Origin of the sequence: Acinetobacter sp. 148, assembly GCF_031196675.1 — a bacterium.
Taxonomy (GTDB): Bacteria; Pseudomonadota; Gammaproteobacteria; order Pseudomonadales; family Moraxellaceae; genus Acinetobacter; species Acinetobacter baumannii.
Genome location: NZ_JAVIMT010000052.1, coordinates 1 through 10,560 on the forward strand (window position 1 = coordinate 1; position 10,560 = coordinate 10,560).

The following is a 10,560-nucleotide window of genomic DNA, read 5'->3' on the forward strand; positions in this document are numbered from 1 at the left end:
TATCTAAGATAGCGACATGAGCACCTGCACTGACTAGGGCTTGCACAACAGCTTTACCAATCAGTGTTGCACCGCCGCTCACCACAGCAACTTTTCCTTTTAAATCTATATTCATTGCAGATCCTCCTTAACTAACTGGCTTGCCTTCACTACTTGACCAAGATGGCATCAACGTATTGGAAGGAAGATCTTCATCAAGAAGTTTTCGCGCTGTCTCGACACCTGCAACTGGTAAGCCTGTTGGGTCTAATAAACCAATTTGAACGAGCACCGATGCTTGGTCCCAGTAAATATGCTCATGGCACAGCTTTGAACCTCTGAACTGAATTACACCTAACATTGGAATTTCGACATATTTACCAGTCGGTTTTACACCCGGTAATAACCAGTCAATTTCAGCATCGTGGGTAAAGCTCATAATGAACTCGTCTACCACTTGCGTTGAGCCAACCGTACGAGAGATCGAAGTGATCTTCATATCTTTCGGGTTTTGATGAACAAAGTGATACTGATAAAAACGAGCAAGCTGGCTTTGGCCTACCCCACCAGTTAACGTTGGAATATGGTTGACATAAGGTTCTGCGACCATCGTTGCCATAGTTGCTGGGACGTCACGCGTATCGAACTCATGACGAATATGTTCTTCCCATAGTGTAACTAAGTCATATTTCGGGCCAATCGTTTCATGTAGTGCTGTTACTGTACGCTCGTGAGCAAAGCGTGCTGAAGGTTTGTGGTAATGGTTGCTTTTTGGTCGTGCAAAGGCATGATCAACACCTTCGTAAACATAAGCTTGTACATTTGAATATTGGTTAACTGCATCGACAATCGCTTGTCTCGCATCTGGCGGTGTAAATTGGTCCAGTTCTGCAATATGTAAAACCAAACGTCCTTTTACGTTAGCTAACTCATCTAACGCTTTTTCAATGCCTACACCGTAATAACCTACGGCACATGCCACTTCCGAAAGTCGACAGCCTGCCAAGTAAGCTAGCTTTCCACCTAAACAATAGCCCACCACGCCGAGACCTGTAGAGGTATCACATTCTGGTCGTGTCTTTAAAAAAGCTAAGCTGTCTTGAATATCTTCAACACCGAGGTTTTCGTCATATTGCTGATAAAGTTCAAAAGCTTTTTGAAAATCTTCTGGTGTATAACCCAGTTCAATATTAGGTGCTACACGCCAAAATAAATCAGGTACTAAAACGGTATAGCCTTCTTCTGCAAGAAAATCTGCCTTTTCCCGCATTGCTGCATTCACCCCAAAGATTTCCTGACAAAGCACCACACCAGGTCCTTTTCCTGTTTCTGGTGTCGCTAGATATGCACTGAACTGCTTTCCAGATGCAGTTTTAATTTGAATGGTTTGACCAGCCATAGTGTCAACTCCTGACATTGTTATGGCTTTATCTTCTATCTGAAATTTTTTTTAGACTGTCCAAAAGCTGCAAGCACTATCCAATCTCTGCGTAATTATCAAAATCAATCAAACTGGATAAAAATTAAAAACAAAGAAATATCTATATTTCAAAAACTTAAAGTAAAAATGAAATTAATACTTTTTATCTAATTTGGAAAAAATGGATGAAGATTAGGACTTATTGGATAGTGAAGACTGGCTAAAAATAGTTTAATCAAAGATACAGGTTTTGTAACGAATACATTGAATTACTCAGGGAATTAAATAATTTTAAGAAGGAATACATATGAAAACGATAGATGCGAATACGATTATCAATCGCGAAAAACTGTCTCCCTTACAGTGGATGGTTTTTATCCTAGGCTTTTTTGTCTTTTTCTGTGATGGTCTAGACACAGGAATTATTGGTTTTGTTGCTCCGGCATTACTAGATGACTGGGGAATTACCAAGCCTCAACTTGCACCAGTTTTAAGTGCAGCCTTAGTTGGCATGTCAATTGGTGCAATCATTTCGGGACCTTTAGCCGATAAGTTTGGCCGTAAAGGTGTTATTGTTTTTACAAGCCTCTTGTTTTCCATATTTACCATTTTATGCGGCTTTGCCAATTCAACTCAAGACTTAATGATTTATCGCTTTATTACAGGTGTTGGTTTAGGCGCAGCTATGCCGAATATCAGTACTATTGTCTCAGAATATATGCCTGTAAAACGTAAAGCATTCCTTACAGGTCTTGCTGGCTGTGGATTTATGCTGGGTATTTCTTGTGGCGGTGTCCTTTCAGCTTATCTATTAGAAAGCTATGGCTGGGCTAAGGTTATTATTATTGGCGGGAGTATTCCCCTAATTTTAGTGGTTGCTTTATTACTTAAATTACCTGAATCAACGCAATACTTAATTACACGTCATCAGCAAGATAAAGCACAGCGTATCTTAGAAAACATTCAAGGTCATTCTTTTCAAGAGCCTGTAAAACTTGTTTTAACTCAAGCAGAAACTGCATCGGATGAAAATCCGGTTAAAGTAGTTTTAGGAAAATATCTTTGGGGTTCAAGCATGCTTTGGCTCTGCTGTTTTACTAGTCTTTTGGTGTTCTATCTTTTAACAAGCTGGATGCCAACGATTTTAAAAACAGCAGGTTTCAGTACCCAACAGTTTAGTTTAATTGCCGCGATTTTCCCTTTTGGTGGTGTAATTGGCGCAACCATTATGGGATGGTACATGGATAAACTGAACCCAACTACAGTGATTAAATATTCATATCTGATTGCTTTCGTCCTATTCATTGTTGCAGGTTTGGTGAGCTCAAATATTTTCTTATTGGGTCTTACTATCTTCTTAATTGGTGCATTGCTCGCTGGTGCACAGTCTTCATTACTGCCACTTGCGGCTATGTTCTATCCGGCAGTATGCCGCGCGGTTGGTGTTTCATGGATGCATGGTATTGGTCGTATCGGTGCAATTTTAGGCGCTTTCTTTGGTTCGCTCATTTTCACTTTCAACCTAAGCTTAAGCGGTATTTTCTTTATTCTAGCAATACCAACCTTCATCTCATTTATTGCACTTAGCCTAAAAGTAATTTATGAGAAATCTAAACACAAACAAGTGTTAAAACTCGAAGAAAGTCTATAAATATTAATCGATAAATAAAAAACTGATTTAGTTGCCTAAATCAGTTTTTTATTTGGAAAATTAAATATCAGAAAATTTTGCCTTTGGTCTCACTTGGGTTTTCTCCAAATTCTTCACGATATTCTTGAGAAAAACGGCTTAAATGGTTAAAGCCCCAGTCATACGCAAGCTTTGAAATAGAAACCTTTTTATCTGCTCCTGTAGTGCTCAAGATTTTGTAAATTTGTTGAAGACGATATTTTTTCAAATACGACATTGGGCTGGTGCCGTAGTATTGTTGAAATTCATCATACAATTTTGATTTTGAAACCCCAGCCAAACGCTGCAAGTCTTCTGCACAGATTTCTTCGTGAGCATGTTCAATAATAAAATTACGAACCTTTCGAATATAAGCTGGCTCATCTTGATGTGAGAGTGACTTTAAAGCTTTAGAGTAGTTGTTTTCTTGAGATAATAGTAAGGCTTTAATTACAAAATTTTCATAGTCTTCAGATAACATCTGCAAACCATAAAAATTGCTATATTGCGATTTTAGCTGTAAAAAATTCTGAATATTCTTCCACCACGCTCCAATCAGTTGCTCAGAGTCTAAGTGCATTTCAGGGTTAAAAATGATAGGTGTTTCTATAGGTTTATTCAGTAAATCTGCAAGGACAATCTGCATACTTCGCTCAGGAATAACCACCTGAAATTTTCTACAGTCTTTATCGATAATCAGATCTTGTTGATCATTATTTGAAACAATTAGGCCTCTGTTTTCATCAGATTGATAATGTGCACCACGAATGTTGAGAGCTTGTCGTCCCTGTATAGGTAAACTAATGCTATAAGCTTTTAAATTTGAGATGTTGATAGCGACGTTTGCACCATAACTGATTGTGCCGATTGCCATTTTTTTATTGGGCAAACGCATTCCGTCATAGTGGAAATCGAGATTATCTTTGTAAATTGTGTCTAGACGGTGTTCACCACAAATTGTGGACATTAGATTCTGCGCAAATTCAGCTTTGCGTGAATAATGATTGAGTTCCATCTGTTGGCTGAGTGATATCATATCCTTTTCACCTAGCTAAAACTTATTGATAAAAAAGCAACTTGTATGCCAATTAATACCCTTTAATTGACGAGTTTTCCTGAAAATATCTAATCAGGAAATAGCGTAAATATTACTTTCTCATACTCTATTAAATTTTAAAAATGGAAATAAGTTAAATACCTTTAAAGTATAAATTTATACCCTAACGAACTTATTTTCTTAGTTTTTTATAACAAGTTATAGTAGAGATAAAGCATTATTTTGAACAGTAGATAATCATAAATTTTTAACGAATAAAAAAACCGCTTATATAGAATAAGCGGCTTTTATAAAACAATTAAATTATTGGGCCGTATAACCGCCATCCATCACGACAGCTTGGCCTGTTACCCCACCTGCTTTGCTACTCGCAAGGAAAATCGCATAGTCAGCAATTTCTTCAACAGAGAGTAAACGCTTTTGAGGAACCATTGCCAAAATTACATCTTCAAGTGCGCTGTCTAAACTCACATTACGGGTTTTAGCCAAATCTGCAATTTGACCACGGACCAATGGTGTATCTACATACCCCGGACATAAAGCATTTACCGTAATACCATCACGTGCACATTCCAAAGCTGCAACTTTTGTTAGGCCAATTACGCCGTGTTTAGCACTGTTATAACCTGCCTTTCCAGCGAAACCAATCAAGCCATTAATTGAAGCCATATTAATAATACGGCCATATTTTTGAGCTTTCATAATTGGAAAAACATGTTTAATTCCAATAAATGCCCCAGTTAACATGACTTGAACTAACTTTTGAAAAACAGCCGTTGGAAATTCTTCAATAGGCGCAACATGTTGGAAACCAGCATTATTAATTAAGATATCAACCGTACCAAAAGTCTTTTGAGTAAGCTCAATGGCTTGTTTATAAGCGTCTTCATCGGTCACATCGCATGGTGCAGATAAGGCATCAAAACCTTGCTCTTTAAGTGAGCTCGCCGTTTCTTGACACTTTTCGGCATTCATATCAGAAATAACAACTTTGGCACCTTCTTGAGCAAATTTCTTAGCAATCTCTAGACCGATACCACTTGCAGAACCTGTAATAAAAGCGACTTTACCGTCTAAAAGTTTTGTCATTTATTTACTCCTTAATACTTATAACGTACTGATTTAAACAATACCCGTTACGGTAAAGACCGTAATCACCACAAATACCGCTAATGTCTTAATTACTGTGACTGCAAAAATATCTTTATACGATTGTTTATGGGTTAAACCTGTAACAGCGAGTAAAGTGATAACAGCACCATTATGCGGAAGCGTATCCATACCGCCTGACGCCATCGCAACCACACGGTGCATGACTTCTGGTGGAATACCCGCAGCTAAAATCGCGGCGTTATATTGTTCAGCCATCGCACTTAAAGCGATACTCATACCACCAGAAGCTGAACCGGTAATACCTGCTAGAACAGTTGTCGTCACAGCCCCATTTACTAGTGGATTTGTAAAAGTACTGCTCATTGCATGACTAATCATGGCAAAGCCCGGTAATGACGCAATAATTGCACCGAAACCATACTCAGATGCGGTATTCATCACTGCTAAAAGTGAGCCACCAATACTGGCATTAATGCCTTCTTTAAAGTTCGTCACTACACGTTGGTAATCAAATAAAATTGCGGAAATAATCCCGACAATCAGCGCAAGACCAACTGCCCAGATCGCACCGGTTTTTGCAACATCTACGGTGTAATCCGCTAATCCAACTGCGGCAAAATCAAAACCATTTGGATACCACTCTTTGATTGCTTTAGACAAATATTTGTTCATTACGGCAACAAGAATGAGAGGCACAAACGCTAAAAACTGACGAGCCGTACTTCCATTATTTTGCAAGTTCATATCGGCTTCAATTTCTTGAGATAGCGTATTGTCTACGCCAAAACCCGAGAAGCCTTCGCCAGCTTTTGCAGCAGCTCGGCGACGCCATTCTAAGTAAGCCAAACCCATGCATAGAACAAAAATAGCACCAATAATTCCTAGAAATGGTGCGGCATAAATATTAGTGCCAAAGAAAGTGGTCGGAATTACATTTTGAATTTGTGGTGTACCAGGCAATGCATCCATGGTAAATGTAAATGCACCCAGCGCGATGGTTCCTGGAATTAAACGTTTTGGAATATTCGCTTGTCTAAAAAGCTGGTTTGCAAAGGGATAAATTGCAAATACAGCAACAAATAAACTTACACCGCTATAGGTTAAAATTGCACCTAGTAATACAACCGTTAAAATTGCTTTTTTTGCCCCAATCCATCTTACAATGGTTCTAGCAATAGACTCAGCAATTCCTGACATTTCAACGACTTTACCGAAAATTGCCCCCAGCAAAAATACAAGAAAGTAATCTTTAATAAAGTTCACCATTTTGGGCATAAAGACGCCCGAATAAAACGGTAAAACATTGGCCGGATTAATGAGTAAAACTGCAAGTAAGGCACAAATTGGTGCCATGAGAATGACAGAAAAGCCCTTGTAAGCTGTATACATTAACAGCCCAAGTGAAAGTAGAATTACAAATAATTCCCACATATATTCTTTCTCCCTAAAGAATAGATATTAGGTTCAATAAAATTACCAAAAGATATTTAGGTTATCCCAAACCTATAATGATAAAAATCACAATATCCATGTGTGGTAATAGGTAAATGAGCTTAAAAAATAAAATATCACTAAAATATTTAAAAACAATGTAATTTATTGAAATTTTTAAATCACAATAAATTACAATCACTTATTTGGCTCTCTTGGTAAAATTTAATTATTAAAAAATATTATTGTTTTATAAAACTTATTAATTATTGAGTAAATTAAATTAATTTTTCTATATTATTTAATAAAGCCAATTGAATAATATATTTTATAAATTAATTTAATAAATATTTTGTTAGTTGAGATCAATAATCTATTAGCGAGTAAGAAAAACCCACCTAATGACGAGTGGGTTTAATTAAAATCTGATATTGCTTGTTTGCTTTAGACAAAAGATCTTACTCTCTTATTTCATTCGAGTTAGTCTTAAATTAAAGTCAGATGGAAGTAAAATTCGATATTCTATCTCTGCCCCTGGTTTGACTTCTGTTTCTTGAGAAGTGGCAATATTTGGGCACATTCCCCCACCAGTTTCTAATCTAAAGATATAATATTTAGGCTCAAGATAAATTGTAGCTATTTCGTTTGAGCGAATTGAAAATACTTTTTCGTTATTTACATACATATCATGAGTACAACCAGATCCTAGAAAACCTTTATCTCGTGAAAAAGTAACTTTTGCTTGTTCAGGAGTCTGTTTCTTTAAATAGTTCTGATTGTACACTCTCTCATTAGGTATCGGTTTTGCTGTATTCGGAACAACTGGAGCTGTTGAGCACCCAACTAAGCCCAGAACTAAAGCTAAAAAAATGTTTTTTTTCATAAAATTATCCATTTTAATAATGTGTAAAATTTAACAGTTCAGATCTTGTTCATTAATTTTACGGATTTTGAGCAATTGTATTCGCTCAGTTGAACCGAACTTTAGCTTTTTATACCATTTAGGAAAGTTAAAACTGCCATTTCAACACGCTCATCTATTTGACTATCAGTAACTATTTCACCAGATATAATTTTAAATTGTAGATCTGAGATGAGCATATCGCAAAATAAAGCACCCATGACTTTCGGTTTTGAAACTTTTATCTCCCCAACCTCAGCCCTTTTCATTAAAAGTTCTGCTGCTAAGTTATATGCACTAACTGGACCTAATTGTACAAATGTTTTTGCAAACTCTGGATAACGAGTCGCTTCTGAAAGTACCAGTTTCTGTAAAGCAATTACGCGAGAAGATAAAAGTACTGATAAAAATATTCTTCCAAAAGAAGTAAGAGCTTGCTCAATTGAGCCACCTTCTACTGGCAAGGCTTTTAGTGGATCAAGTACTTGCTGGCACACATCCGCAATCACACTCCTAAAAAGCCCCTCCTTATCTCCAAACTGAGCATATAGATCTCTTTTAGACCCCCCGATCTTGGAAATAATTAAATTAATAGAAACTCTTGAGTAACCATACTCTAGAAAAAGATCACCTACTGTTTGAATTATAAGGCGATTTTTATTATCAATTTGATTGGTTTTGGTACTTTCACTTATCACAATTCTTTCCTACAAAATAAAAGGCGTGCCATGGTTATTGACATTACCATGTACAAAAGTATGATGGTAACGATCGTTACCATCAACTCTATATAGGAATAATCTTCTTATGGCATCCTTAATTCATAATACTTTATCAAGTAATTACACATTAGTTATTGGGCGAATAGTTTTATCTTCATTCTTTTTAATCGCTGGTATTTTTGGTGTGTTTAACTTTGATACTGTTGTTAATGAAATGATTGGAGCAAATTTACCACTTCCTGAATTATTTGCTTTTGCAACTATAGCCATTCAACTTATAGGATCAATTCTACTTATTTCAAATTTTGCAGGGCTTACATGGTTAGGTGCAGGAATACTAGCCATTTTCACTTTACTTTGTATTCCTATTGGACATCCTTTTTGGAAATTAGCTGAACCACAAAGAACTCAGGATTTCCAAATTGTATTAGAACATATTGCTTTAAGTGGAGGGCTTCTATTAGCAGCAATAGCCACCAAAAAATAAGTTGAGATAATCAAAAACTCAAAATCTTCTGTGTTACATAAATAGTGAGTTCTGTCTTCACAGGGCTCTTTAATAGAGACTCCGAATAATCCTCTTCCTCAAAAAATTCTGTGCCATTGTGACTATTACCATTTACTAGAGATTGTAAATTAATATAAAAATTTTGCTCTACTATCTTTATCGGATTAGGCAGGAGTTATTTTTACATTTCAGTTTTTAAAGTAGGCATTGGCGGTAAAAAATCTGATTTTATCAGTTGATCTGTATCATAGAGTTCTAAACTCACAGGACCTGCAGCATATGGAGCCAATTCGTAAAGCTGAAAATCAAATGTAATCCCGCCTGATTGATTAATATAGAAATTTTCACTTACTTTAAAGTCTTCTTTACTAATATAAGGCTGCATATCTTTTTCTTGACACCAATATCCGTATTGTTTCCACAATTCTTCTTTAAGCGCATTCATCTTTCCATTGATAACAATATCTTTTAATTCAATGCGTTTTTTACTTTTTAAGTCAAAAATATAATCTTCAAAAGTTGCTATACCATGAGCCCCGCCAGAATATTCTGAACTTACTTTCGAAATTTGCACATATTGGCCAAACTGTCCATTAAAGCGATAAACCACACTCTGTGACCAGTTATTAAACCCTTCAGCTTGGGTTTGATTTAGTTGCTTTTGCTTTTCTGAAGGAGGTGTAAGAGCATCTGCATAATCTTTACGGATTTCCTTATCGATTACTTGATCAATCCATTCAATATTACTTTTAAGTGCAATCGCTTCTTTAGAGGTACATACAATTCCATCAACATCTGGATTTGGAGCACAAATTTTGGGTTGTTGAAACTTCACAAGAAAATTACGTACTAGCATAGCAGGAATTATATTTTCTTCTTTTGGGGGCTGTTCAGTTGCTTTTATAGTAGAGGTTTTTCCCGTTTTTTCTGTTGGTTTTTCCTCTGCTTTTTTTATACATCCACTCAATACAAGTGGTACTACCATTAAACCAAGAATAGTTTTATTCATCAATTATACCCTTACATAATTTATTTATCTTTTAAATTAAATTTTAAAGAATTTAAAAATTCATAGATATATTAATTGAAATTAGAATGACTTTATATCTTGATATTCTTTGAAAATAAATTTTGAAAAAATAATATTTATTTAATTTAAATTATTTAATACAATAGCGAAGTAAGATATTGATAAGAAAACAAAATATGATGTGGATTAAATTTATACTGTATCCTTTGGGGATGTTTGTACTGTGGCAAGCTATTTTTATAATTACGCAACTCTCTTTAACATCTCTAAATATGCCACAAGTCTTTATAGGTATAATTTCATTGATCATAAATTGCGGGATGCAAATTCTTATTGGTTATAAAATCCCTCATCTAGCACCGAAATATAAATTTGTAGTGAGTACTACATACGTCATTCTCTTCACCTTTTTATTGGCAATCTATTCAACAACTGTTTTATTAGAAGGCTTGAAAGTTGCTCCTCAAGCAATTTGGCTAGGTTATTTGTTTTTCCATGTAATTGGCGTGTTTATATATTTTTCTAATAATAGAGACGAGTTTTGTTGGGACAATTTATTAAAGTAATTCAAGATTTTTACATTTATTTCTAGCTCTCTATTAAATAAGTCCATGATTTTTATTTTTCATAATTTTTTGTCAAAAAACATCATATTAGGCAAATTTTCGTATAAATTACTCTTCTAGGTAAGTTGAGTAATTTAAAGGAATGATGTATGCTGAAAAAACAG

General features: G+C 35.5%; 10 protein-coding genes and 1 pseudogene. 3 read left to right on the top strand and 8 right to left on the bottom strand.

The features are described 5' to 3' along the window. Together RFX69_RS08860 and RFX69_RS08865 are read right to left on the bottom strand one after the other, a co-directional pair. Positions 1-115 (bottom strand): annotated as a pseudogene (locus tag RFX69_RS08860) (short-chain dehydrogenase); the annotation flags it as partial. 12 nt (positions 116-127) lie between these two features. Continuing rightward, entirely contained in the window at positions 128-1,378 is a 1,251-nt protein-coding gene (locus RFX69_RS08865; protein WP_289332779.1) for a dienelactone hydrolase family protein, read from the bottom strand. A 328-nt stretch (positions 1,379-1,706) separates the two neighbouring features. On the opposite strand from RFX69_RS08865, the gene RFX69_RS08870 reads away from it, so the two are divergent. Then, positions 1,707-3,050 (top strand): MFS transporter, encoded by a 1,344-nt coding sequence (locus RFX69_RS08870; protein WP_000848254.1) that lies wholly within the window; start codon positions 1,707-1,709, stop codon positions 3,048-3,050. 67 nt (positions 3,051-3,117) lie between these two features. Here the strand turns inward: RFX69_RS08870 and RFX69_RS08875 are convergent, their stop codons facing one another. From RFX69_RS08875 to RFX69_RS08895, 5 genes are all read right to left on the bottom strand, one after another. Next, positions 3,118-4,104 (bottom strand): AraC family transcriptional regulator, encoded by a 987-nt coding sequence (locus RFX69_RS08875; protein ID WP_004713138.1) that lies wholly within the window; start codon positions 4,102-4,104, stop codon positions 3,118-3,120. A gap of 324 nt (positions 4,105-4,428) precedes the next feature. Beyond that, the gene (locus RFX69_RS08880) at positions 4,429-5,214 is read right to left on the bottom strand and encodes a 3-hydroxybutyrate dehydrogenase (protein WP_000163855.1); all 786 of its coding nucleotides are present in this window, start codon (positions 5,212-5,214) and stop codon (positions 4,429-4,431) included. Between the two features lie 33 nt (positions 5,215-5,247). Continuing rightward, the gene (locus RFX69_RS08885; RefSeq protein ID WP_002059082.1) at positions 5,248-6,669 is read right to left on the bottom strand and encodes a GntP family permease; all 1,422 of its coding nucleotides are present in this window, start codon (positions 6,667-6,669) and stop codon (positions 5,248-5,250) included. Between the two features lie 466 nt (positions 6,670-7,135). Next, positions 7,136-7,552 carry a hypothetical protein gene (locus RFX69_RS08890; protein ID WP_000739329.1) on the bottom strand — a complete coding sequence of 139 codons (417 nt, stop codon included), beginning with the start codon at positions 7,550-7,552 and terminating at the stop codon, positions 7,136-7,138. A gap of 101 nt (positions 7,553-7,653) precedes the next feature. Further along, entirely contained in the window at positions 7,654-8,268 is a 615-nt protein-coding gene (locus RFX69_RS08895; protein WP_000622631.1) for a TetR/AcrR family transcriptional regulator, read from the bottom strand. A gap of 109 nt (positions 8,269-8,377) precedes the next feature. Here RFX69_RS08895 and RFX69_RS08900 point away from each other — a divergent pair, with 109 nt between their 5' ends. Continuing rightward, a complete protein-coding gene (locus RFX69_RS08900; protein ID WP_000157576.1) occupies positions 8,378-8,779 on the top strand; it encodes a DoxX family protein in 402 nt (133 codons plus the stop codon). A 202-nt stretch (positions 8,780-8,981) separates the two neighbouring features. Here RFX69_RS08900 and RFX69_RS08905 read toward each other — a convergent pair whose 3' ends face one another. Beyond that, positions 8,982-9,809, bottom strand: a complete 828-nt coding sequence (locus tag RFX69_RS08905; RefSeq protein ID WP_162283249.1) for an RsiV family protein — start codon at positions 9,807-9,809, stop codon at positions 8,982-8,984. A gap of 197 nt (positions 9,810-10,006) precedes the next feature. On the opposite strand from RFX69_RS08905, the gene RFX69_RS08910 reads away from it, so the two are divergent. Next, the gene (locus RFX69_RS08910; protein ID WP_000989975.1) at positions 10,007-10,396 is read left to right on the top strand and encodes a hypothetical protein; all 390 of its coding nucleotides are present in this window, start codon (positions 10,007-10,009) and stop codon (positions 10,394-10,396) included. Positions 10,397-10,560: the final 164 nt, after the last annotated feature.

What these genes read in the sequence shown, in the direction of transcription:
- RFX69_RS08870 (WP_000848254.1), top strand. Translation starts at nt 1,707, where the DNA reads ATGAAAACGATAGATGCGAATACGATTATCAATCGCGAAAAACTGTCT.
- RFX69_RS08865 (WP_289332779.1), bottom strand. Translation starts at nt 1,378, where the DNA reads ATGGCTGGTCAAACCATTCAAATTAAAACTGCATCTGGAAAGCAGTTC.
- RFX69_RS08910 (WP_000989975.1), top strand. Translation starts at nt 10,007, where the DNA reads ATGATGTGGATTAAATTTATACTGTATCCTTTGGGGATGTTTGTACTG.
- RFX69_RS08905 (WP_162283249.1), bottom strand. Translation starts at nt 9,809, where the DNA reads ATGAATAAAACTATTCTTGGTTTAATGGTAGTACCACTTGTATTGAGT.
- RFX69_RS08900 (WP_000157576.1), top strand. Translation starts at nt 8,378, where the DNA reads ATGGCATCCTTAATTCATAATACTTTATCAAGTAATTACACATTAGTT.
- RFX69_RS08890 (WP_000739329.1), bottom strand. Translation starts at nt 7,552, where the DNA reads ATGAAAAAAAACATTTTTTTAGCTTTAGTTCTGGGCTTAGTTGGGTGC.
- RFX69_RS08875 (WP_004713138.1), bottom strand. Translation starts at nt 4,104, where the DNA reads ATGATATCACTCAGCCAACAGATGGAACTCAATCATTATTCACGCAAA.
- RFX69_RS08885 (WP_002059082.1), bottom strand. Translation starts at nt 6,669, where the DNA reads ATGTGGGAATTATTTGTAATTCTACTTTCACTTGGGCTGTTAATGTAT.
- RFX69_RS08880 (WP_000163855.1), bottom strand. Translation starts at nt 5,214, where the DNA reads ATGACAAAACTTTTAGACGGTAAAGTCGCTTTTATTACAGGTTCTGCA.